This window comes from Alienimonas chondri, from assembly GCF_013036045.1.
Lineage (GTDB): Bacteria > Planctomycetota > Planctomycetia > Planctomycetales > Planctomycetaceae > Alienimonas > Alienimonas chondri.
This window is the reverse complement of sequence record NZ_WTPX01000014.1, coordinates 31,178-55,412: the sequence shown is the minus strand read 5'-3', so window position 1 is coordinate 55,412 and position 24,235 is coordinate 31,178. Positions and strand designations below refer to the sequence as shown.

18 protein-coding genes are annotated in these 24,235 nt (G+C 68.6%); 12 read left to right on the top strand and 6 right to left on the bottom strand.

From position 1 onward, the window contains the following. From LzC2_RS03780 to LzC2_RS03770, 3 genes are all read left to right on the top strand, one after another. A partial coding sequence (locus LzC2_RS03780) for an outer membrane protein assembly factor BamB family protein (RefSeq protein WP_171183923.1) occupies positions 1–4,192 on the top strand: 4,192 nt, incomplete at its 5' end. Between the two features lie 138 nt (positions 4,193–4,330). After that, on the top strand, positions 4,331–5,647 hold the full coding sequence (locus LzC2_RS03775) for an adenylosuccinate synthase (protein ID WP_171183921.1): 1,317 nt from the start codon (positions 4,331–4,333) through the stop codon (positions 5,645–5,647). Between the two features lie 41 nt (positions 5,648–5,688). Beyond that, positions 5,689–6,843 (top strand): DUF6398 domain-containing protein, encoded by a 1,155-nt coding sequence (locus tag LzC2_RS03770; RefSeq protein ID WP_171183918.1) that lies wholly within the window; start codon positions 5,689–5,691, stop codon positions 6,841–6,843. A gap of 16 nt (positions 6,844–6,859) precedes the next feature. On the opposite strand, the gene LzC2_RS03765 is transcribed toward LzC2_RS03770, so the two are convergent. From LzC2_RS03765 to LzC2_RS03755, 3 genes are all read right to left on the bottom strand, one after another. Next, positions 6,860–7,846, bottom strand: coding sequence for a hypothetical protein (locus LzC2_RS03765; protein WP_171183917.1), 987 nt, complete (start codon positions 7,844–7,846; stop codon positions 6,860–6,862). Positions 7,847–7,859: 13 nt separating this feature from the next. Continuing rightward, complete coding sequence (locus LzC2_RS03760) at positions 7,860–9,242, bottom strand: MBOAT family O-acyltransferase (RefSeq protein ID WP_171183915.1); 1,383 nt, start codon at positions 9,240–9,242, stop codon at positions 7,860–7,862. Between the two features lie 313 nt (positions 9,243–9,555). Beyond that, positions 9,556–10,104 (bottom strand): hypothetical protein, encoded by a 549-nt coding sequence (locus LzC2_RS03755; protein WP_171183912.1) that lies wholly within the window; start codon positions 10,102–10,104, stop codon positions 9,556–9,558. 263 nt (positions 10,105–10,367) lie between these two features. On the opposite strand from LzC2_RS03755, the gene sucC reads away from it, so the two are divergent. The 4 genes from sucC to LzC2_RS03735 all read left to right on the top strand — a co-directional run bounded on the left by sucC (position 10,368) and on the right by LzC2_RS03735 (position 15,698). Further along, complete coding sequence (gene sucC, locus LzC2_RS03750) at positions 10,368–11,555, top strand: ADP-forming succinate--CoA ligase subunit beta (RefSeq protein ID WP_171183910.1); 1,188 nt, start codon at positions 10,368–10,370, stop codon at positions 11,553–11,555. Positions 11,556–11,647: 92 nt separating this feature from the next. After that, complete coding sequence (gene sucD, locus LzC2_RS03745; protein ID WP_171183908.1) at positions 11,648–12,529, top strand: succinate--CoA ligase subunit alpha; 882 nt, start codon at positions 11,648–11,650, stop codon at positions 12,527–12,529. A 96-nt stretch (positions 12,530–12,625) separates the two neighbouring features. Continuing rightward, positions 12,626–14,740: a DUF5722 domain-containing protein gene (locus LzC2_RS03740; RefSeq protein WP_171183906.1), complete on the top strand. Its 2,115-nt coding sequence runs from the start codon at positions 12,626–12,628 to the stop codon at positions 14,738–14,740. Positions 14,741–14,882: 142 nt separating this feature from the next. Continuing rightward, positions 14,883–15,698 (top strand): DUF4328 domain-containing protein, encoded by an 816-nt coding sequence (locus tag LzC2_RS03735; RefSeq protein WP_315854524.1) that lies wholly within the window; start codon positions 14,883–14,885, stop codon positions 15,696–15,698. A 21-nt stretch (positions 15,699–15,719) separates the two neighbouring features. Here the strand turns inward: LzC2_RS03735 and ndk are convergent, their stop codons facing one another. The 3 genes from ndk to LzC2_RS22945 form a co-directional block, all read right to left on the bottom strand. Continuing rightward, positions 15,720–16,187, bottom strand: coding sequence for a nucleoside-diphosphate kinase (ndk, locus tag LzC2_RS03730; RefSeq protein WP_171183902.1), 468 nt, complete (start codon positions 16,185–16,187; stop codon positions 15,720–15,722). 119 nt (positions 16,188–16,306) lie between these two features. Next, positions 16,307–17,461, bottom strand: coding sequence for a glutamine-hydrolyzing carbamoyl-phosphate synthase small subunit (carA, locus tag LzC2_RS03725; RefSeq protein WP_171183900.1), 1,155 nt, complete (start codon positions 17,459–17,461; stop codon positions 16,307–16,309). 123 nt (positions 17,462–17,584) lie between these two features. Then, positions 17,585–17,920: an ArsR/SmtB family transcription factor gene (locus tag LzC2_RS22945; protein WP_349771123.1), complete on the bottom strand. Its 336-nt coding sequence runs from the start codon at positions 17,918–17,920 to the stop codon at positions 17,585–17,587. Between the two features lie 771 nt (positions 17,921–18,691). Here LzC2_RS22945 and LzC2_RS03715 point away from each other — a divergent pair. The 5 genes from LzC2_RS03715 to LzC2_RS03695 are packed head-to-tail and all read left to right on the top strand — an operon-like array spanning position 18,692 to position 24,233. After that, a complete protein-coding gene (locus LzC2_RS03715) occupies positions 18,692–19,447 on the top strand; it encodes an SDR family NAD(P)-dependent oxidoreductase (RefSeq protein ID WP_171183896.1) in 756 nt (251 codons plus the stop codon). Next, positions 19,444–20,907, top strand: coding sequence for a DUF6513 domain-containing protein (locus LzC2_RS03710; protein WP_315854522.1), 1,464 nt, complete (start codon positions 19,444–19,446; stop codon positions 20,905–20,907). The genes LzC2_RS03715 and LzC2_RS03710 overlap by 4 nt, the downstream gene beginning before the upstream one ends. Next, complete coding sequence (locus LzC2_RS03705) at positions 20,904–22,379, top strand: anthranilate synthase component I family protein (RefSeq protein ID WP_171183894.1); 1,476 nt, start codon at positions 20,904–20,906, stop codon at positions 22,377–22,379. Before LzC2_RS03710 ends, LzC2_RS03705 begins: the two co-directional genes overlap by 4 nt. 22 nt (positions 22,380–22,401) lie before the next feature. After that, complete coding sequence (locus LzC2_RS03700) at positions 22,402–22,983, top strand: anthranilate synthase component II (protein WP_171183892.1); 582 nt, start codon at positions 22,402–22,404, stop codon at positions 22,981–22,983. A 59-nt stretch (positions 22,984–23,042) separates the two neighbouring features. Beyond that, positions 23,043–24,233, top strand: a complete 1,191-nt coding sequence (locus LzC2_RS03695) for a thioredoxin domain-containing protein (protein WP_171183891.1) — start codon at positions 23,043–23,045, stop codon at positions 24,231–24,233. Positions 24,234–24,235: the final 2 nt, after the last annotated feature.

The window sequence follows — 24,235 nt, the reverse complement described above, 5'->3', positions numbered from 1 at the left end:
GGCCTCGCCCGCCCCGCCCCGCAGCGCGGCGGGGGGCGTCGATCCGGCGCTGATCGAGGAACCGTTGCTGGTGCCGCGTTGGACGACGCCGATCATCGCCGATGCGGGCGAACGGGAAGAGTTTCGGGAAGCGGTGGACCGCCTCCAGCGCAGCGACGCGGCGTTGCTGCCGGTTTGGGAGCCGCTGACGGTGACGGTCGGCGGCAGGCATCTGACGCTTGCCCGCACCACCGCCGGCGTCGTGGCCACGGATGCGGAGACCGGCGAAATCCAGTGGCGTAGCCGCGAGTCCGGCTTGGCGGTCCGGGGGGCGAAACCGCGAATCCTTTATTACAGCAGTCGAAACACTCAAAACGAAGCGGAGCAGAACGACACGATCTCCGCCGTGTACCGCGAGGCGTCCTTCGGCAAGCTATCGACCGACGGCGTCCGGGTCTTCCTGCTCGAAGCCGATGAAGAAACGCCCGGCGTCCCGACGAACTACAGCGGGCGGATTCTGGGCGAGGTGGGCCGGCCGGTCCGTCTCGTCGCGTACCGGATCGAGACCGGGCGACTGGATTGGGAGATCGGCGGCACTTTTCGGGACGAACCGTTCGACCTGCCGCTGGCCGGCTGGCGACCGCTCGGCGCCCCGGTGGTCGACGGGGGAGATCTCTTCCTGGTTGCGGAACGGGTCGCGGCGGAGGGGCTTCGTCAGATCAACCTGTTCTGTCTCGACCCCGCGACCGGTCGCCCCCGCTGGAACCGCAACGTGGCGGCGGCCGAATCGACGATCACCACCGACCCCGTCCGGGCGGAATGGGGCGCCTGGTGCGCCGTCTCTAACGGCGTGATCGTCGTGCCCACCACGGTGGGCTGGGTCGCGGGAATCGATCGACTGACCCGAGAGGTGCTGTGGGTGGAACGGGTCTATGAACCGGAGGTCGGCAATCTGGAAGGGCAGCGCATCTGGCGGGGCGGGGCGGTCATTTCGGCCTCTCCGCGGGATGGCCTCGCCGATTACTGGCGTCCCGGTCCCCCATTGGTGTTGGACAATCGCGTGGTCCTCGCCCCGCCGGGCGAAGACCGGCTGTACGCCCTCGACCTGATGACCGGCGAACGCCTCTGGCGGCCACGGCGGAGGCGTGATTGGAAGGCGATGACGGCCCTGCTTCCCCCGGCGCTCTTTGAGGCCACCGGCAAGACGGAAGACGGCGCCTTAGTATTGGTCGGGCCGAACGGCTTGGCCGCGGTCTCGCTGACGGATGGCTCCACCCGGGTCTGGACCTACACGTTGCCGCCGGAGCTGGGGCGGCCCAGCGGGATGCCGTTGGTCGCAGGCGACCGGCTGCTGTTGCCGGTGTCCGGCGGGGCGTTGGTCTCGGTGGATGCCGTGACCGGGAAGGATGCGGAAGTCTCTTGGCGGACCGACGCCGGCGGGCCGGCTCGCGGATTGGGAGCGCTGGGCGTCTCCGCGGGGCGGCTGATCAGCGTCGGGCCGAGCGGCTTCGTCGGCTTTGAGGACCGGGCCGGTTTGGCGGCGGATCTGGCCGCGGCCGCGGAGGCTCCCGAGTCGCAAGACGCTCTCTTGATGCTGCGGGAAGCGGAGTTGCTTCGCACCGGCGGGGAGACGGCGAAGGTGCTGGCGAAGCTCGACGCGATCCACGGCGACGGCTCCGCGGGTCGAGAGACGCCGGCGGGGCTGTCCCCCGCGGACGCGGAGCGATATCGCGCCCTGCTGCGGGGTACTTTGCGGGACGCGATCCTCGGGTTCCCCGAGGGCCCGCTGCCGGAACCGGATCGACAGGATGAGTTGCTCGATCGGCTCTCCGCGCTGGCCGATACCCCCGCCCGCGTGATCGCCGCGGATCGATTGCGAGCCGACCGGCTGCGGTCGCGGGGCGAACCGGCCAAGGCCGTCACGGCCCTCTGGGAGTTGATGGGCGCCCGGTTGGACGAGGGCGCCGTGCCAGACGACAACCCCCTCGTTCCCGCCGCGGGAGACGACGAACCGCCGCCGCCCGCCGCCGAGCCGGTCGCCCCCGAACCGGACGCGGAGGTCCGTCTGAGCCGAGCGGTCTCCCGGCAGCTGCGAGGCATCTGGGAAGCCGGCGGCGCCGACCACGCGACCGACGTGGAGAAAGCCGGCCGTGAGGCCGTCGACGACCTCGCCGCGGATCTGATGTCCGACGCCGACGGTGTGAGCGGCCCCTCGTCCCCCGCCGCGGAGCTGTTGTCGTTTCATCCCGCGGTGGCAGAGGGACTGCTGACCTGGGCCGAGAACGCATTGGGGTCGCGGGAGACCGCGGCCGCCGGGGAGCTAACGCTCATTCGACTCGCGGACGCCCGCGGCGACTCCGTCGGTGAACGGGCGGAGAAGGCGCTGGGGAGTCTGCGGGAGGCGCCGCCGGAGTCTGCGGGAGACAGTTTGAGGTCCGTCGTCGCCGAGGCTGTTCCGGGCGACTCGCAGATTACTCCGCCGACGCTGCTGCCGGCTCCGGCGACGCTGCGGCCGTTCTTCCAATCGCACGTGCTGGCCGTCTCGACGGACGGGGCGAGGCTGGACGTGTTGGACGCGGGCGCCCCGGGCGGGCGAACGACCGTCGCGGCGCGGTTCCCGTTGCTGGGGCAGGTGACCTCCAGCACCGTGCAGCAGTTCAACCAGATTCGCGGTTTGGTCCAGATGGGCCTGTCCACCTCCTACCGCAGGCCCACCGGGCGGATGGCCGTCGGATCGGCCGGCGGGGTGATCTTCCCCGTGACCCGCGGCGCCGTCGGGGCGGTGCACCCGGAGACCGGCATTACGCTCTGGAATCGCCCCGTCGAGGGGGCCGCGCCGTACAGCTCCGGCAAGCTCGCGTTAGGCGTTCCCGCCTCCTCGGAAGAGGCGCCGCAGATCATGCAGCGGGCCGCTCGCTGGGCACGGTCCGGCGATCAGCGGCCTCGGAGCGGCGTCGTCGCCGCCAACGCGGAGATCGTCGTCGTCCTGGACGATCGAACCCTAACGGCATTGGACGCGTTGACGGGCGAAACGATCTGGCTGCGGCGTCGGCTGGAACCGCAAAACGCGACCGCGATCGCGACCTCCACCGCCGTGATCGTCGCCCCCGGCAACAGCGCCAGCCCGCCGGGGCTGGCGCTGGCGGCTCGGGACGGCTTTCCGCTGCCCACGGCGGAGCGGGCGCTGGACGTCGTCACGAAAGCCTTGGCGGTCGCCGGGGCGGGGATCGTGCATGTCTTCGAAGGCCCGGGGGGCGGGTACTTTTTCACCTCGTGGGATCCGGGCGACGATCGCCCGCTGTGGACTCGCGGCGTCAACGGGGAGGCGAAACTGATCGTCCTGCCCGGCGCCGGCGTGCCGATCGGCGTGATCGTCTCCCCCGACGGTCCCGACGATGACGACGAGGAGGAAGGTCTGCTCGTCGATCTCCGCACCGGAGCCTCCGTGACGTTGGGCGGAGTGAACACGGGCGGGGCCTCGTTGGCCGCGATCGCGGACGCCGACCGCGTGTTGATCGCCGCCCGTCCGACCCGCGGCACGTCCCGTCGCTACAGCATCAATCGACTTTCCACCCTGACCGTCGGCGGGACGATCGACGTCTTCGACCGCGATGGCGGTCGGTTGTGGCGGACCGACGGTTCCGGCTCCGAACTGCTGTGGGACGGGCTGGATCGAGCCTCGTTCGTCACGCTGCTCACGGCGGAAACGGACGCGGGCCGCGGCGAACTGACCGAGGTGGAACTGGTCGCTCTCGACAAACAAACCGGCCGCGAACTGATGCGGGCGCTCGTTCCGGTCCTCGACGAATTGGAGGAGAGCGCCGTGACCCCGGCCGGCGACGTACTGCACCTGTGGAACAACAACAATCAGTTGCAGGAGCACTGGCGGATGCGTCTGACGGAGGCCGGAGACCGCGTGGCTCCAGAGGCCGACGCCGCGGACGGCACGCCGACGGACGACGCTGCAACGGGCGAGGCGGCGGACGCTCGCCCCGTGAATCCGTCGCTCCGCCGCGACGCGGGCGAGGTGCGGCGGGACCGTTCGCCGGAAGCGCTGCGTCGGGAGGCGCTGCGCGTGCAAGCGCTCGATCGGGTCGAGCAGCTCCTCGACCGGGAGCGGGCGAACGGGGATCGAACCGAATTGCAAATGCAGCAGATCGAACAACTGCGGGAGCGGATGCGGGACCAATTGGAACGTCGCCCGCCGCGGTGACGGAGCCGCGGTGACGGAGCCGCGGTGATCGGTCCGCGGTGACGGACCGGGCGGCGGTCGTTACGCTGGGGCGTTGCTGCGCGGCGCGTCCGCGTCGTTCCCAATCCGTTCCGCGACCCCACCGAGAGTTTCGTCCCGATGCCCGCCACCAGCGTGATCGGTTTGCAGTGGGGGGATGAAGCGAAGGGGAAGTTCGTGGACGTCCTCACCGACGCCCACGACGTCGTCTGCCGCTATCTGGGCGGGAACAACGCCGGCCACACGGTCGTGTTCGACGGCAAGACCTTCAAACTCAGCCTGTTGCCCGCCGGCGTGCTGCACCCGGGCAAGACCGCGGTGATCGCGACCGGCGTGGTGCTCGACCCCGCGGCGCTGCTGGGCGAGATCGACCGGGCGAACGAGTCGATGGGCGGACCCGTCCCCCCGGAAGGGACGCGGCTGCTGATCTCCGACCGCGCCCATCTCATCTTCCCTTGGCATATCGCGGAAGACGCCGCCCTCGAAACCGACCGCGGCGACGCCGGGCAGGAAAAAATCGGCACGACGCTCCGCGGCATCGGCCCCTGCTACCGCGACAAGGCCGGCCGCACCCACGCGATTCGGGCCGGCGATCTGCTGCGACCGGATCGATTCCGTCGGCGGGTCGAAGAAGTCTGCGCCTTCAAGAACGGCCTGCTCGGGGCGATGGCCGCCTCCTCGGGGAACGGGGAATTCGAACCCTTTGACCCGATGGAGATCGCGGACCGCTACCTGTCGTTCGCCGAACGCCTCGGTCCGTACATCACCGACACCACGTCGTTCCTGCTGGATGCGGTCGATTCCGGGAAGAACATCCTGTTTGAAGCCGCACAGGGTTCGATGCTGGATATCGACCACGGCACGTTCCCGTACGTCACCAGTTCAAACAGCTCCGGCTGCGGCGTGCACCCCGGCAGCGGCGTGCCGGAACGGCATCTCGACACGATGCTCGGCGTGGTGAAGGCCTACAGCACGCGGGTCGGCGGCGGACCGTTCGTCACGGAGCTGGACGATTCCACCGGCGAACGCATCCGCACCCGGGGCAACGAGTTCGGCACCGTCACCGGCCGCCCGCGTCGCTGCGGCTGGTTCGACGCCGTCGCCGCCCGCTACGCGGCTCGGCTGTCCGGCGTGGACGCGCTGGCGATCAGCCTGCTCGACGTGCTGGACGGCTTCGACGAGGTGAAGATCTGCGAGGCGTACACGCTCCGCGGCGAACGCACGACCGACTTCCCCAGCCACGCCGAAGACCTCGCCGAGGCGACCCCGATCTATCGCACGCTGCCCGGCTGGCCGGACGACACCACGGCCTGCCGCCGCTACGAAGATCTCCCCGCGGACGCCCGTGCCTACCTCGAAACGATCGCGGATCTGCTCGGTTCCAAGTTGACCTACGTCGGCGTCGGCCCGGATCGAGCGCAAACGATCCGGGTGTGAGGCCCGGTCGCCCCTGACCCATGTTTTAGCACGACGGGCCCATGCCAGTGCACGACCGATCAGACCGATCGGACGAAGCCGGTTCGCTGCTGGACGAGGTTCCGCTCCGGCTACGGTCGCGGTTTCTACAGATCGTCGAGCGAACCGACGCCCTGTGCGAAGCGCGCCTGGGCGACGGCTACCGCGATCTCTGTCGAACGATGGCGGCGGCACTTTGTCAGGACGGTTCGCCGGTCGGACGCGGGAAGCCCGAAAGCTGGGCGGCGGGGGTGATCTACAGCGTCGGCTCGCTCAACTTCCTGACGGACCCGTCGCAGGATCCGCACATGCGGGCAGAGGAGGTCGCCGAGGCCTGCGGCGTCTCGCCCGCGACGATGTACAACAAAGCGAGGATTCTCCGGGAGGGTCTGGACCTCTCGCCACTGGATTGGGAATGGATGCTGCCGGAGCGGCGGGAGCGGTACCCGTCGGCCGCCTTGGGGGCGCCCACCCGCCCCCGCGACCGCGGGGCACCCGGCGGCAAAGGGGCGGAACCGACAGAGATTCACCTCGTGCAGTACGAGGTGACCGAAGAGCCGATCTTTGAGGAGTACGACGAATCGCTGCCGCCGGCCGAGCGGGCGGCGATCGAGGCTGTCGGCGCCGCAGCGGTTGCGGGGGAGGGAGCGGACCGGCTCGACGAGATCCGAACTCTGATCGAACGCCACCCGGACCATCCGCCATTGCGAAACTTCCTCGCCGTCGCCCTCCAGGCGGCGGGCCGCGGTGAAGAGGCCGCGGCCGAAATCGAAGCGACCTACCGCCTCTTCCCCGATTATCTGTTCGCCCGTCTGAACTACGCCGGCCAATTGATCGCGGCCGATCGCCTGGACGAGTTCCCGGACGTCTTCGGGGGGCGCCTCGCCTTGGCGTGGTTGTACCCGGAGAGGGAAGGACGCTTTCACGTCAGCGAGTTCATCGGTTTTCATGCCCTCATGGGCCAATATCACGCGGCGATCGGCGATTACGACGCTGCGGAGAGAGACTACGAGTTGTGCGAAGACGTCGCCCCGAACCATCCTCAGGTCGAGCGTTTGCTAACCCGGCTGACGTTCGCGCAACTCGCGAAGGCGCTGGACGGCCCGTCCCGGACTGACCGTCGACGGACGCCGAAAAAGAAACGGCCGTCCAAGAGGAAACGCAGAGGGAAGAAGTGACGGCGTATTCGGTCCGTCAGCGCTGCTGCTCGGCGCCAGGCTCGGTCGGCGGCTCGGCCAGACCCGCAGCGGTCAGCAGGTCGATCAGCGCGGTCGTGCGACGTTCGATCCCGGGTCCCGTCAGGTGATAGGCGGTGTCGTAGAAGAGTTCTTCCGGCAGGGCTGCATCGCCCGGGGTCGTGAGGACCGGCACGGGGAGCCGTTCGCGGAGCGAGCGATCCCAGGCGTCGAGGTTTGCTTTGTGCTCCAGGTAGCGGCGCCGAGGCACCGGCGGGTGCACCACAGCCAGCGTCGCGCCGGCCTCCCGCACCGTCCGGGCGAATGCGTCGACGTGCTCCAGCTTCTCGGGGGGCGTCGCTCCGGCGATGCCGACCAGCACGCGGTTCGGGTCCGGCGTAATCGTCCGATGGGCGACGTAATCGCCGTTCTGATCGAATCCGGAGCCGCGATAGCCACGTTCTCGTTCGGAGTCCAACGTGAGCCGACGGGCGCCGCCGCGGGCCTTGAGCATGACGTACTCCAGCGCCGTATCGCCGACTGTCTTCCATCCCGGCAGCCTCAGATGTCTGGCGGCGGTCGGCTCCAGCAAGAGCAGATCGTTCATCACGGTCGCCTGATTGCCCGGCCCGGTTTCCAGGGACAGGATCACCAGGTCCCCCTCTTTGACCGACGCGGCCGCCTGATCGAGGATGAAATGGCGCCCCAACCCGGCGTTGAGCCCCAGGTTCACTGGGGTGCGTCGCACCGCTGCGCCGAGGCGCACGGAGTCCACGCCGAACGCCAGGTTCGATCCGCCGACCAGCACGACGCGCGGCCCCGGCGCGGTCTCGGCGAGCGTTCGCTTCTGTGCGTACGCGGCAAAATACGGGTCGTCGTCTTGTCCGGCGACGATCAGCCCGCACACGCTCGCCGCCTGTACGGCGAGGAACAGTCCGACCTTGAGCAGGAACCGACGGATCCCGACGGGGCGGGACGCATCGGCGGCGGGCGGCGGGGCGACCATCGGCAAGGCTCCCTCAAAATTGGAAGTAAATGAACGCCCCGCTGGCCTGCGGGTACATCAAAATGATCGTCCAACCCAACGCGACGTACACCGGCCAGCGAACCCAAACCGGCCAGTCGCCGATCGACAGGGGAAACGGCCGTTCGCGGGCCGCCCACTCCCATAGCAGATAGCCCGCCAGCAGCGCCGCGAGCAGCAGCGACCAGTACCCGCTGATCGTGCCGGCGCTCTTCAACTCTTCCAAGCCGTTTTCCGGCTGCGTCAGACCGGTGAGGACGACCCAGGCGTCTGCGAAGGTCTCGCTGCGAAAGAAGACCCACGTCAGGCAGATGAACGCGAACGTCCCGCCCATCTGTACCACATCCGTGATCGACGGCAGCCAGCCGCGGCCGCAGGGCGGTTCGTCCGGCCCGCCGCCGGATCGACTGTTGCCGGATGAACTCGGCAGCAGGGAGGGCAGCACGCCCAGCCCGTTGAGCCCGCCCCACACGAGGAACGTCCACGCCGGCCCGTGCCATAGCCCGCTGACCAGAAAGGTGAACAGCAGATTGAACGCCTGTCGCCCCGGTCCGCATCGATTCCCGCCGAGGGGGATGTAAAGGTAATCGCGGAACCAAGTGGACAGCGAGATATGCCATCGCCGCCAGAATTCAGCGGGGCTGCGGGAAAAGTAGGGGTAGGCGAAGTTCCGCATCAGATCGAACCCCAGCGTTCGCGACAGGCCGATCGCGATGTTGGAGTACCCGGCGAAGTCGCAGTAGATCTGAAACGCGAAACACGCTGTGGCGAACGCCAGCACCAGCGTGCCGTGCCCCTCGGGGGAGTCGTAGGTCGGGTCGACGAAGTACCGGCCGAGGTTGTCCGCCAACACGAGCTTCTGCACCAGGCCCCACAGGATCAGCCGCCCCCCCTCCGCAGCCCACGCCGGATCGAAGCGCCGCGGCCGCAGGAACTGCGGGAGCAGATGGCTGCCGCGCTCGATCGGCCCCGCGACCAGTTGGGGGAAGAAAGCGACGTAGACGAGGTAATCGCTTGCCCGTTTCGCCGGTTCCAGCCGTCCGCGATAGACGTCGACGACGTAGCTGAGCGACTGAAACGTGTAGAAGCTGATTCCCACCGGCAGCACGACGGACAGCGTCGGCAACGACGTCTCCAACCCCAGCGCCGTGAACCCCGCCCGCACGGAGTCCGTGAAGAACCCGTAGTACTTGAAGAACCCCAGGGCGCCGAGATTCGTGCCGACGCTCAGCCACAGCCAGCATCGGCGACGCCGCGGACGCTCCTCCGCGGCGATGCGCCCCGCGATCAGATAGTCGATCAGGCTGGTGGCGAACAGCAGGCCGCAGAACCGCCAGTCCCACCAGCCGTAGAACAGATAGCTCGCCCCGAGTAGCAACTAGTTCTGGCGCCGCACGGACCGCAGCAGCCAGTACGCCGCAAACACGCCCGGGAAGAATAGGGCGAAGCTGAGCGTCGTGAACGACATCGCGGCGGGAGAGAGGAGGCGATGCGGAGCGAAGTCGAACGCGGCCTCTCTACGGGCCGAGCGAAAGCCTCAAATCGTGATCGGTTCCGAGGTCCATGTCGATTCTCTCGCCGCCGGCACGCAAGCGCCCCCAATCGTTCAACAAGCATTTCGACAAGCATGGAGGCTGGCCCGCGGGCGAACCGGACCCGGACGCTGCGAATCGAGGGACGACGACGGAGCGTTATTCCATGCGGTTGAGGCGTCGCACGAGATAGCCGTTCTTCGCGGTGCTGGAGAACTCCGTCGGCGCGGCCCCGCCGCGAGGATTTCCCACGAGCGTCAGACCGCCGTCCTCGAACCGGTACAGGAGTGACGTCACCGGACTCGGGAGGATCGAACCGGCTGGCTGCGTGCCGTATTTCACGGATCCGGTCAGCGGCTCGTCGCTCGGTTCGACCTGGAACGGAAAACTCACGCCCCGTTCGATCCGGGGGCCGTCCGTCATTAACAGCCGGCCGTCCTCCGTAAAGGCGACCCCTCGGCCGACGAATCTCGGCGCCGGCTGCCCGGCGAGCGTGGCCTCTCGCACGACCCACTGCCCGATGAGATTCTCCCGGTCGTCCAACGTCGGATCCGGGGGGAAGTCGATTGTGCGATACGACTCTTCCCACAACAGGCGGCCGCCCACGGCCGCGGCGACAGCGAGCAGCACGGCGCCCACCACCGCGATCGCGATCAGCAGGCTGGCGCGGGAACGAACCTTGGGGCGTGACGGGCTGGCGGCGGGCATGGGGAGAGCTCGGTCTCGGAGGCAAGCGGGCAGGGCGCCGCGACGGTTGGACGCCCCGAAGCGCTACGTCGCGGTCATCGCGGCGCTTCCCGGTCGCACCCGAATCCGTCGAAAATCGACGGACCGTTTTACCGCGTCGCCGGCGCCGACGGAGGCGCCGATCCCTCGGCCCCGCACGCTGGGAGGCGGTGGGATCACAGACGCCCGCCGGTCGTCCTCTCGGCACGCTTCCGCCCCCGCGGCCGCTCGCTTAGTCTGCGGCCATGAAGATCCACGAGTATCAGGCCAAGGAACTGTTCCGCGACGCCGGCGTGCCCACGCCCCGCGGAATCGTCTGCACCTCGGCCGACGAAGTCGCCGCGGCGTACGGCGAACTCGGCGGCCCGCTGGCCGTCGTGAAGAGTCAGATCCACGCCGGCGGTCGCGGCAAGGGCCGATTCCAAGAGCACCCGGAGCAAGCCGGCGTCGTGCTGGTGAAGTCCGCCGAAGAGGCCAAGGAGAACGCCGCCCGGATGCTCGGCTCCACGCTCGTCACCATCCAGACCGGGGACGAGGGCAAGCGGGTCAACACGCTGCTGGTCGAGGAAGGTCTCGACATCGCCACGGAGCTGTACGTCGCCGTCACCGTCGACCGCGATCGTCGCACGCCGATCCTGATCGCCTCCAGCGAGGGCGGGATGGACATCGAGCACGTCGCCGAGCACACGCCGGAGAAGATCCTCAAGGTCGCCGTCGACGGCGGCTACGGCCTGCACGCCTTCCAGGCGACGGAACTGGCGTTCCAGTTAGGCCTCGAAGGGAAGGCTGTCCGCGCCGCGGCGAAGTTCCTGCCGGCACTGGTGCGGTTCTTCCTCGACTCCGACTGCGACATGGCGGAGGTGAACCCGCTGGTCGTCACCGGCGAAGGCGCCCTGGTGGCCCTCGATGCGAAGGTCAGCTTCGACGGCAACGCCCTCTATCGCCACAAGAACCTCGACGCCTACCGCGATCTGACCGAAGAGGACGACAGTGAGATCCGCGCCGGCAAGGCGGGGCTGAGCTACGTGAAACTCGACGGCAACATCGGCTGCCTGGTCAACGGGGCCGGGCTGGCGATGAGCACGATGGACCTCATCCAACTGCACGGCGGCGAGCCGGCGAACTTCCTGGACGTCGGCGGCGGCGCCAGCGTCGAGGCGATCACGGAGGCGTTCGAGATCATCCTCGCCGACCCGAACGTCAAGGCGATCCTCGTCAACATCTTCGGCGGGATCATGCGGTGCGATTACGTCGTCGAAGCCCTGCTGGAAGCCTACGACAAGGTCGGCATCACCGTGCCTCTGGTGGTTCGGCTGGAAGGCACCAACGTGGAGCAGGCCCGCACGATGCTCGCCGACAGCGGCAAGGACATCGCCACCGCCGCCGACCTGACCGACGCCGCCCAGAAGGTCGTCGCCTCCCTCAGTGCCTGAGGAACCGAGCGCCTAGCTCGCCTGCCGACGACTCACCCGACCCCGCACATCTCCCGCCGGCCGTCCGGCGTACGACTCGCACCGCTGCCCGCATGAGCATTCTCGTCGACTCCGCCACCAAGGTCCTCACGCAGGGGATCACCGGGTCGGCGGGCCTGTTTCATTCCCAGCAGTGCCGCGAGTACGGCACGCCGATGGTCGGCGGCGTCACCCCGGGCAAGGGCGGCACCGAGGTCGACGGCTTCCCCGTCTGGAACACGGTGGAGGAGTGCGTCGAGGAAACGGGGGCGAACTGCTCGCTCGTCTTCGTCCCGCCGCCCTTCGCGGCGGATGCGATCATGGAGTCCGCCGACGCCTACGAAAGCCGCGGCGGCGGTTTGATCGTCGCGATCACCGAGGGCATCCCCGTCCTGGACATGGTGAAGGCCTACGACTTCGTCGCCAAAACCAAGTCCCGGCTGATCGGCCCGAACTGCCCCGGCATCATCACCCCGGGCGTGGCCAAGATCGGCATCATGCCCGGCTATATCCACACGCCGGGCCGCGTAGGCCTGATCTCCAAGAGCGGCACGCTCACCTACGAAGCCGTCTGGCAGCTCTCGAACGTCGGGCTCGGCCAGAGCACCGCGGTCGGCATCGGCGGCGATCCGATCATCGGCACGACCTTCATCGACCTGCTGGAACTGTTCGAAGACGACCCCGAAACCGACGCCATCCTGATGATCGGCGAGATCGGCGGCGACGCCGAGGTGCAGGCCGCGGAGTACATCAAGGAGCACGTCACCAAGCCGGTCGCCGGCTTCATCGCCGGTCGCACGGCGCCCCCGGGCAAGCGGATGGGCCACGCCGGAGCGATCATCTCCGGCGGGTCCGGCACGGCAGAAGAGAAGATCGCCGCGCTGAAGGCCGCCGGCGTGGAAGTCGCCGAAAGCCCCGCCGACATGGGCGCCGCGGTGCAGCGCGCGATGGCCTGACCGACGACGATGGCCGGGGCGTCCCGCCTTCGTGCGCGGCGTCGCCGCGGTTTGTTCCGTCGGGATTCGGCCGTGCCGTTCGGGTAATGTGCCGGCATGCTGATCCCGACGCTCGTACCGCTTCTCATCGCCGTCGCTGCACCGCAGGGGGGCGCGGCGTTGTCCGTCCTGACGAACTCCGCCCACGACGCGGACGTCGCCGCGGTCGAGGGCGGGGTGAGGATCGCCACCACCGGCAACGATCCGTACGTCTTTCTGGCCCCCTTCGCCCCGGACTTCGCCGGCCCGGAAGCCACGCGGCTGACGTTCGAGTATCGCGCCCCGGCGGGCGTGAACGACTTGCGGATCTACTACGGGTCGCCGATCACCGCCGACAAATCGTTCTCCGCCGGTCGGCTTGAGCCGTCGCAGGTCTGGCGGACGTTCACCGTCGATCTGGTCACCGCCTCCGGCGGCGGTTGGACGCTCGCGGCAAACCAGTTGCGGTTGGACTTCGGCGATCAGGCCGGCGTGCAGATCGGTTTGCGTGGCATCCGTCTCCGGCCTGCGAACGAAGCGGAGCGACGTGCATCCGCCGCTCAAGCCGAGGCGAAGGCGGCGAAGCTGCGGGACGAAGCCGCGATCCGGGCGCTGTTGGAAGATCCGCCGCCCGCCGCCCCGCCGCGGGTTTCGGTCGGGGCCGATTCGATCGAGGTGGCGGGACGAACGGATCGGCCGGCGACGCTGCTCGAATTGCGACCGTGGATTCGATCGACCCGCGCGGTGTCCGGTGACGGCGTGCGGGTCGTCGCGGAATTGCCCGCGGGGCCGTTCGATCTCCAATTGCCGCGGGTCGAGGCCGGCACGGATCGCGTCACGTCCCGCTGGGCGCTCGCCGAGTCGGCGCCGGACGGGGACGGTTGGACGTTGCAAAGCGCCGCCCGCCATCCAGAGTCGATCCCGGCTCGGCATCCGCTCGAACGCCTGACGCCCCGGTCGATCAAGGGGCTGGGCGGGCTGACGGAGCGGGGGCCGCGGTCGGACTGGGAGGATCTCGGCCTGCACAACGGCACGATCAACGTCCCGCTCAACTTGTTCCTCCGAACGGAACCCGGACCGGGACGCACGCCGTTCGAGCATGACGGGCGGACGTGGTACGTCGTCGATCAGGCCTTGCATCGATACGACGAAGTGATCGAGGCCGTGACGGACCGCGGCATCGTGCTCAGCGCGATCCTGCTGATCCCCTACACGCAAACCGAGTTCGGCCGGCTCCTCGCTCATCCCGAGGCGGGCGGGGCCGGCATCTATGCGATGCCGAACCTCGACACGCCCGAGGGCGTCGTCGCGTACGGGGCCGCCGTGGCGCTGCTCAGCGAGCGGTATTCGCGGCCGGTCGATGGTTCTCAGGGGGCCTTTCACGGTCGGATCAGCAACTGGATCCTCCACAACGAAATCGACCGCGGCGTCCAGTGGACGAACATGGGGGCACAGCCCCCGCTGCGGTATCTGGAGACCTATTACCGGGCGATGCGACTGGTGCACGCCCTCGCCCGGCGGAACGATCCGCACGCCCGGACGTTCATTTCGCTGACGCATTACTGGGATGAACCGGCCGACCCCACGTGGCGAACGTACGCGCCGAGGCGATTGCTCGAGGACCTCGCGGCATTGTCCCGCCAAGAAGGGGATTTCGAGTGGGGCGTCGCCTATCACCCCTATCCGCAGAGCCTGCTGCGACCCACGCCGTGGAGCGACCCGCTACCGACCGAGGCGGAGGACACGCCGATGATCACGACCCGCAATCTGGGCGTGCTCGAACGATTCCTGCACCGGGAGGACCTCTTGTTTCGCCCGCCGGGCGCTTCTGCGTCGGGGGAAAGCGAGGGCAGGGTGCGGGGCGTGTTGCTGTCCGAGCAGGGATTTCACACGCCGGAGACGACCGACCCGGCCGAGCGGGAGACCCACGAACGCACGCAGGCCGCCGCGTTCCTCTACACCTGGGACCGACTCCGTGAATTGACCGTCGTCGAGGCGTTTCACAATCACCGCTGGATCGACCATCCGAACGAGGGACCGCTGCGGCTCGGCCTGCGACGGCTGCCCACCACGGCTGAACCGCACGGACCGAAGAAATTGGCGTGGGAGGTGTACCGCGATCTGGGCACGCCCGCGGAAGCGAATTGGTGCTGGTTGCTGGAGGCCGCGGACGCTCCCAGCGACTCTCCGTGATGAGTTCGTCCAAACCCGGAGACATTCGCGACGGACGAATCGAGCCGCCATAACGGCGGGGCCGTCCCGTCCCTCCGCCCCCCCGAACGCCGTGGCCCGCTAGAACTACCGCTACCGCCCCGGCGGCCTGCTGTTGACCGCCGTGATCGGCCTGCTGGTCGCCAACGCGGCGATGGATCTCGTGTTCATCCCGCTCGATTTGTGGGAACTCTCGATTTACGAGCGGGCCGAGTCCCCGGACGCATTTCTGGACGACACGCTTCAATCCGACGCCGAAGCGATGGGCGTGGCGATGGGCGGCGCCGCGGTCCTGATGCTGCTGATCTTCCTGGTCACGGTGGTGTGCTTCTGCTTCCTCACCTATCGGGCGGGGGCGAACGCCCATCGGCTTGCCCGCGGGCTGGAACACGACGCGGGGTGGGCCGTCGGGTGGTATTTCATCCCGATTCTGAACCTCGTGCGGCCCTATCAGGCCATGGCGGAGTTCTTCCGCGCCAGCCGCCCGCGGTCCGAAGGCGGCGTGCCGGAACGCTGGCAGGACAACGCCGTGCCCGGCCTGCTGGGCGTCTGGTGGGGGCTATGGATCGTGGCTGGCCTCCTGGGGCAAATCGCCGGTCGCCTCGCGATGCAGGAACCGGTCGGAAGAGACTTCACGGTCGCGAAGCTCGCCTGCTATCTCTCCGTTGCGGAATCGCTGGTCGGCATCGCAGCCGCCGCCGCGGCGATCTGGATGTTCCGCACGCTGTTCCACTGGCAGAGCGAACGGCGCGAGGAGAAGCGCTTCGAGCGTGACGAAGAGGCCGCCCGTCTGACCGCGAGCGGCTATGCGCTGGCGGACACCTGCCGCGAATGCGGCGAAGCGCTGGTCGCGGGCGGTATTGGCGAGGCCGACCCGGCGAACTGCCCGATGTGCGGCGCCGAGCGACCGGCCCGCCGAGAACCGACGCCGGTCGCCTAGGGAGTCCGTCCAAGCCGCGGTTCAGGCCTCGGCCGCTTCGTAGAGGACCGGCTCGATCAGCTTGTCGAAGTCGAACAGCTCTTCGTCGCGGAAGTACAGCGGCAACTCGCGGGCGGCGGCTTCGGGGCCGTCGCTGCCGTGGATCAGGTTCATGCTGCGGCTCTGGCCGTAGTCCCCGCGAATCGTGCCGGGGGCGGCTTCACGGCCGTTCGTGGCGCCCATCAACGTCCGGCAGACGGCGATCGCCCCCGGGCCTTCCGCGCACAGCGCGACCACCGGGCCGCTGGTGATGAACTGTTCGAGGTCCGGGTAGAACGGCCGCTCGACATGCTCCGCGTAGTGCTGCCTGGACAGTTCCGGCGTGATGCGGAGCATCTTCAAGCCCACGATCTTCAGCCCTTTGCGCTCCAAGCGGGAGAGGATCTCCCCGGTCAGGCGCCGCTGGACGGCGTCCGGCTTGACGAGGATCAGGGTGCGTTCGAGAGCCATAGGATAAAACAGAAGGGGGAAGGCGGAGGGCGGAAGGAGAGGGTATCGCCGTCACGACTTACCTCAACGCTACCGCAGAGTTCCTTCCGCCCTCCGCCGTCGCCCCTCCGCCTTGAGGCTCACGCCTTGGACATCATCTCGCGGAAGCGGGCGAACAGGTGGCCGCTGTCGTGCGGGCCGGCGCTGGCTTCCGGGTGGTACTGCACGGCGAACGCCGGCCGCGTCTTGTGGCGGATGCCGCTGACGGTGTCGTCGTTCAGGTTGACGTGCGTGACCTCCACGTCGGCCGGCAGCGTCGCTTCTTTGAGGGCGAAGCCGTGGTTCTGGCTGGTGATCTCCACGCGGCCGGTCGCCTTCTCCAGCACGGGCTGGTTGGCGCCGCGGTGGCCGAACTTCAGCTTTTCGATCTCCCCGCCGCAGGCGAGACCCAACAGCTGCTGACCGAGGCAGATGCCGAAGATCGGCACGTCGTCGTTCAGCAACTCGCGGATCGTGCCGACCGCATAGTCCAGCGGCCGCGGGTCGCCGGGGCCGTTGGAGAGGAACACGCCGTCCGGCTTGAGCGCCTGCACCTCCGCGGCGGTCGCGGTTCCGGGCAGCACGGTCACCTTGCATCCCATCGCGGACAGATGCCTCGGGATGTTCCACTTCATGCCGTAGTCGATCGCGACCACATGCGGTGTCCGACCGGGCGTGCCGTCGTTGGGGGAAGGGGGGGCGGCGCTGGGGGCGGCGAACTTGTGCAGCGGTTCGTCCCAGCTGGCGGCCGACTCCGGCATCACCGTTCTGATGAGGTCCTGACCGACGAGTTCAGGGCTGTTGCAGGCCTTTTCCACAAGGGCGTCGTCGTCGAGCGTCTCCGAAGAGATCACCGCGGTCATCGCCCCGGCGCTGCGGAGCTTGCGCACCAACGCCCGCGTATCGACCCCGCTGATCCCCACCACGCCGGCTTCCGCGAGGTATTCGTTCAGCCCCTTCTCACTGCGGAAGTTGCTCGGCCGGCGGCAGAGTTCGCGGACGACGAACCCCCGTGCCGCGATGCCCTTCGATTCGACGTCGTCGGCGTTCACCCCGTAGTTTCCGATCTCGGGGTAGGTCATCGTCACGATCTGACCGGCGTAGGAGGGGTCCGTGAGGATCTCCTGATAACCCGTCAGCGACGTGTTGAAGACCGCTTCGCCGAAGGCTTCGCCGATCGCTCCGAAGTGCTCTCCGGTAAAGACGGTGCCGTCGGCGAGGGCGAGCTTGGCGGGCTTGGGCGAAGAATGAGGCATCAGGCGAGCGGGGGGCGGGAGCCCCCGGAGCGGTGGCGACGGGGTACGCCCGCATCCTAACGCAAAGCGCCCCGGACGCTCGGAGCGTCCGGGGCGTGATCAACACAGTTTGCGGGAGAAAGGTTACTCCGTCTTGCTCAACACGAACTCGTCGAACTCGACCGCGTCGGTTTCCGGATCGCGGACGGAGGCGAAGAACTCGGCGATCAGTCCCACGAACCGCTGCTGACGGATGCTGTAGAAGTTGTGCTTGCCGTCACGGCGGGGCTCGATGATGCCGGCGTTCCGCAGCAGCGCCAGGTGGTGGGAGACCGCCGGCTGGCTCTGGGAGAGCCGCTTGCACAGGGCCGTCACGTGAAGTTCGCCTTCGCGAGCCAGGTACAGCAGAATCCGCAACCGCGTCTCGTCCGACAGCAGCTTGAAGACCTGGACGAGATCCTGCTCGAGGGCGTCCGGCAGGACCGGAAAGCGTCCGTCGTGTTCGCTATCCGCGTCCGCGTCCAGCGCTTCGGCGAGTCCGGCGCCGAAATCGTCGTCCAACACGTCGTCAGACTTAGCGGCGAGTCCGGCGCGTCCGGTCACGTTGACCGAGTTGTTGACGGACGAAGCGGACGGGGCCGAGCGAGGCGAAGCGACCGTGTGGGCGACAGCGGTGGCGAGCATGAGATGGTCGATGGTGTGAGCCGGTCGGCAGACCGGCGGGGTTAACATGGAAGGCGGCCGATCGAGCGACGATCGGCCGATAGCGTGCCGGAAGTCGATGAGGGCCGGCGGTCGGATCGGAGCTACCGCAAGCGGCGTGCCGATGAGGCGAACAAACTTCGATCCAAGGCGAACTCTGAGATAGGACTCTAAAAGGAAGACCCGCAACGTTGAAATCCCCTTCGCCCCTCGCCTCTAAGCGGGCGTTGAGGGGGGCCGGGGAAAGCCGTTGAAACGTGTTCCTGTGGGGAGTGTTCTCGAGCTAAGAGATTGAGTCAACGGTAAATGTTGATGCGGCGGCAAATTTCCGCAGGTCTTCTCATTCAGCGGAGTGGTTTGCAGGGGTTCGTACTGGGCGGGACGCAGCGACAGCATGAGCCATTGAGGATTCCGGATATTCTCGATTGAGATTCTGCGTCACATCGCAATGTGGCGTTGCGTGCCTGTGGGATGGGCGCCGGTGCCATCATAAGCGTCTCCGCGACGCCGTTTGCTAACATGACGTGAATGTCAGATCACTCCCCGAAGATGCCCGCCGAATTTGCGTCTCTGCGCGGCCGTACGGCGGTGGTGACGGGGGCGAGCAGCGGCATCGGTGCCGCGATCGCCGCTGAGCTGAAAGCGGCCGGGGCGAATCTCTTTCTGACCTGTCGGTCGTCCGCGAATCAGCTGGACGCGCTCTGTCGAGAACTCGGCGCCGTCGGGCGGTTCGTCGGCGACTTGAGAGACGCCCGCGAATGCGATCGTCTGTGGGACGAGGCCGGCGCCGCGATCGGGACGCCCGACGTCTGGGTGAACAACGCCGGCGTCGATCTGCTGACCGGCGCCGGGCGGACGTTGGGATATGAGGAGAAGCTCGCGGCCCTGCTGGCGGTCGACGTGACCGCCACGGCCCTGTTGTCGCGAACCGTCGGGGCCGCGATGCGGCAGCGCGGTTCGGGGGCGATCCTGAACATCGGCTGGGATCAGGCGGCGACCGGGATGGACGGCGACAGCGGCGAGCTGTTTGCCATCGCCAAGGCCGGCGTGATGGCCTTCACCCGTTCGCTGGCGCTGTCGCTGGCGCCGGAGGTCCGGGTGAACTGCGTCGCCCCCGGCTGGATCCTCACGGCGTGGGGAGAGACCGCCCCGGACGAGTGGCAGGCTCGCGTGCTGCGGGAGACGCCGCTCAAGCGTTGGGGGACGCCGGAGGACATCGCCCGCTGCGCCCGCTGGTTGTGCAGCGACGAGGCCTCCTTCGTGACCGGCCAAATCGTGAACGTCAACGGCGGGGCGGTGCGGTGAGCGACCCTCCCACGGGCTGGGCGGGGATGCGCCTCCTGTTCGTGACCGGCAAGCTGGCGGAACCGGCTCTGCGGCGAACGCTCGCCCCGCTGGGCCGGCGACACGATTTTAAATGGGAAGTCGCCGTCCCCGGCGTGCAGGTCGCTGCGCTGATGCACACGCCTCTCCTGCTGAATCGACTCGGCCCGCACATCGAAGCCAGCGGCGAATCCTTCGACCGGATCGTGCTGCCGGGGCTGGGCGACCTGGACGTCGCGGCGCTGTCGGAGCGATTCAGCCTCCCGTTCGTCCGCGGGCCGAAGGATCTGCACGATCTGCCGCTGTTCTTCGGAGAGGGCGATCGTGAACCGCCGGACCTTTCGCGGTGGGACATCGAGATCGTCGCGGAGATCAACCACGCCGCCCGCCTGACGGACGCCGAGGTCGTCGCGACCGCCGCGGCGATGCGGGCGGACGGGGCGGACCTGATCGACGTCGGCGCCACCCCCGGCGCGCCCACGGCCCGCGTGCCGAACCTCGTCCGCTTGCTGCGGGGCGAAGGGCATCGGGTGAGCGTCGACAGCTTCGACCGCGGCGAGGTGACGGCGTCCGTCGATGCCGGGGCCGAACTGGTCTTGTCTTGCAACGGGACGAATCTCGATTGGGCCGATCCGCTGGGCCGCGAGACCGGCGTGGAATTCGTCGTGATCCCCGATGAGCCGTCGGACCTGGACAGTCTGTTCCGCACCGCCGAGGCCCTCGGCGAGGCCGGCGTCGCCCATCGGCTCGATCCGATCCTCGAACCGATCCACTTCGGGTTCGCGGCGTCGCTCGATCGGTATTCCGAAGTGCGTCGCCGGCTCCCCGACGCGGCGATGCTGATGGGCGTGGGGAACCTGACGGAGTTGACCGGCGTCGATTCGGCGGGGGTAAATACGTTGTTGGCGGGGTTCTGCCAAGAACGAAGGATCTTCAGCGTGCTGACCACCCAGGTGATCCCGTGGGCGCAAAGCAGCGTGCGGGAACTCGACGCCGCCCGCCGCTTGATGAAGTGTGCCGCGGACCGCGGCACGGTTCCGAAGCATCTGTCCGATGCACTGGTCATGCTCCGCGATCCCCGGCCGCGGCGGGCGACCTCGACGGAGATCGCCGAACTGGCCGAGTCGGTGACGGATGCGAACTTCCGCGTGCTGATCGACGGTCGCTCGATTCACCTCTTCAACCGAGACGGCCTTCATACCGGACGGGATCCGTTTCGAGTGTTCGACGCGGCAGAGAAGGCCGCGGCAGATGCTGGGCGTCCGCTATCGGCTTCGCATGCCTTCTATCTCGGGTACGAGTTGGCCAAAGCCTCGACGGCCCTCACGCTGGGTAAAGTATATGTGCAGGACGAAGCCCTGCAGTGGGGCATGCTGACGGAAGACGAGGCCAGCGCCGTCGCCCCTCGAGCGGCGGCGCGATCGACGGAGGCGGACGGATGAAGGCCCCGCTCGTTCAGGAATTGACGCCTCCGCCGACGGTCCCGACCGCGCTGCGGCAGGTCGCGGACGCCGCGCCGGTGCTTTTGGAGAGCGTCTCCCGGCCCGGTCGACTGGGGCGGTATTCATTTCTCACCGCGGATGCGACGGACCTCCCGCTGGGGACGGGGGACGAACCGTTTGCTCCGCTGCGCTCCCTGCTGGATCGAAACAAAGCGCCAGCGATCGCAGGACTGCCTCCGTTTCAGGGCGGGGCGGTGGGGCTGCTGGGATACGAGTTCGGCGGGCACTTCGAACGTCTCCCGGCGCCGGAGGCGGGAGAGGTCTGGCGTGAAATCGGCATCCCGCCTGTGGCCAGCGTCTTGCTGGCGGACTGGCTGATCGCGTGGGATCACGACATCGGCCGGGCCTGGGCGATTTCCACGGGGATAACGCGGAACGAAGCTCCATCAGCGACGCGGGCACAACAGCGGCTCGACGGGGCGCTTGCCCGATTGGCCCGCCCGCCCCAGCCGGCGCCGGAGGCCCGGCGGTCATCCCCGTGGCCGGCGTCGGTGGGACCGGAGATCGCCCCCGGCGTGCGGAGTCCCTTCACCCGGGCGGAGTACGAAGCCGCGGTCGCGGAGACGGTCGAGCTGATCTGTGCGGGAGACATCTTTCAGGCGAACCTCTCCCAGCCGCTGCTGACGACCTTCGACGGGTCCGCGGTCGATCTGTACGAGCGCGTTCGCCAAGCGAATCCAGCCCCGTTCGCCGGTCTGTTTCCGCTCGGCGGCGGCGGGGAAGGGGACGACGGCGGGGAAGGGGGCGACGGCGGCTTCGATGTCGTCAGTGCCTCACCGGAACGGTTTCTGTCGGTCGCCGTGAATCCGGAGACGGGGGCGGCGGAGGTCGAAGCCCGGCCGATCAAGGGGACGCGGCGGAGGAAGGCGTCGCCCACGCTCGATCTTTGGGTGGGCGACGAACTGCGGCAGTCCGGCAAGGATCGGGCGGAGAACGTGATGATCGTCGATCTGCTCCGCAACGACCTGTCGCGGGTGTGCGCCCCGGGCAGCGTGCGGGCGCCGGCGCTCTGCGAACTGGAACGCTACGAAACCGTCGCCCATCTCGTCAGCGAAGTCCGCGGCACGCTGCGGCCGGACGAGGATCGGTGGAGTCTGCTCGCCGCGGCGTTCCCGTGCGGGTCGATCACCGGGGCGCCGAAGGTCCGGGCGATGGAGATCATCCACGACCTCGAACCCGCCGCCCGCGGCCCCTATTGCGGCAGTTTGTTCTGGGCGGGGCGGGACGGCTCGCTGGACGCGAACGTGCTGATCCGCACGGTCACCCGGCATCGGGCGACGGGGCGCTGCGTCGTCCCGGTCGGCGGCGGCATCACCGCCCGCAGCGATCCGGCGGCGGAGTATGAGGAGACCCTCCACAAGGCCGCCGCGACCCTGCGAGCGTTTGACGCCTCGAGCGAACCGCTCTCCTGACCGGAGCGGCTACCATCCCGCTGTGATCCTTCTGGTCGACAATTACGACTCCTTCGCCCACAACCTCGCCCGGTCGTGCGCGGAGTTGGGGCGACCGGCGACCGTCCGGCGAAACGACGCCGTCACGCTCGCCGAAGCGCGGGCGATGAAACCGGAGGCGGTGATTCTCTCGCCCGGCCCGTGCTCTCCGGCGGAGGCGGGCGTCTGCCTGACGCTGGCCCGCGCCGCCTGCACGGACTGGGAGGTGCCGCTGCTCGGCGTGTGCCTGGGGCATCAGGCGATCGCCGCGGCGTTGGGAGGGCGAATCGTGCGCGGCGAACCGGCGCACGGCGTCGCCGCGGCGGTCCGGCACGACGGCGTGGACCTGTTCGCCGGCTTGCCGAATCCGATGCCCTGCGGCCGGTATCACTCCCTCGTCGCAGATCCCGCCACGCTGCCGGACGAACTAGCCGTGACCGCCTCGCTGGACGACGGAACGATCATGGCCTTCGCCCACCGCACCCGGCCGGTACGAGGGGTGCAGTTTCACCCCGAGAGCGTGCTGACCCCGCACGGCGACGCCCTGCTGGCCAACTTTTTGAACGGCCTCGCCGGGTTTGACTGAAGCGACGGCGGCCGACCGACCGATGACCCCGATTCCCGGGTCCCGGTTGGAGTTCGGCGGTGCGCAGTGGTTCCCCTCACTCATTTCTGACGGCCCTGGCCGTTTGCGCCGCAGTCGCGTGCGCCCAGGGACCGACCGCCGGGGCGGGGGAGTGGCTCGGCAACCTGGACGCCGGATTCGCAGCGGCGCAGCGGGCGGATCGGCCCCTACTCGTGCACTTCAGCGCCGACTGGTGCGGACCGTGCCAGCAGATGAAGCCGATCTTGCACTCGCGGACCGTCACGGACGTGCTGCGGACCGACGCCGTCGGCGTGCATCTCGACTTCGATCGCAACAAGGCGGCCGCCCAGAAGTACGGCGTCCGCGGTATCCCCGCCGACGTGCTCCTGACGCCGGACGGTCGGGTGCTTGGTCAGATGAGCGGCCTCAAACAGCCGGACGATTACGCCCGTCGGGTGCGGGCGGTCGCGGGGCAGTACGTCTCGCTGCGCTCCCTCCCGCAGCCGGACCTCGGCGCCCGACTGGCGGTGGACTCGCCGAAGTCGATCGCCAAACGCACCCCCTTCGAAGATCCGTCCTTCCCGGGTCTGGCGGCGCCCGAACCGAAGCAGTCCGACCCGAGCCTCAGCCCGGCGGTACCTGATGCGGCCTTCGGCGGAGCGTTCGGCGATTCCGCCAGCGACGGTCCGTCCAACGCAGGCGGCTCCGCGGCGCCGCGGGGCGACACCTTCGGCGACTACCCGGACCCGTTCGGCCCGAAACCGACGACCGACCCGCTCGCCGCCGATCCCCCCGCGTCCTCCGGCCAGCCGTCGAACGAACGGGAGATGCGTCGGCCGGTCGTCGGCTCGCCGCGCGTCGCTCGTCGTCCCTCCCGCAAGCTGCTCGGCATGCGGGGCTTCTGCCCGGTGACGCTGCACGATCAACGGCAGTGGGTCCGCGGCGCCCGCGACTTCCAGTGGGAACACCAGGGCATCACGTATTTTCTGGCCGACGACGCCGCGTTCGACAAGTTCTACATGAACGCCGACCGCTACGCCCCGAAGCTGCTAGGCTGCGATCCCGTGCTCTACCGCGACGAAGGCCGGGCCGTCCCGGGCAGCACGAAGCACGCCGCGATCTGGCGGGACGACCTGTTCCTCTTCCAGTCCGCGGAGACCCGGGCCAAGTTCCGTGCCGACCCCTCCGCCTACGCCAACGGCCGCCAAGTCCTGCTGATCGACGAGATCGAAGGCATCGGGACGTACTGACC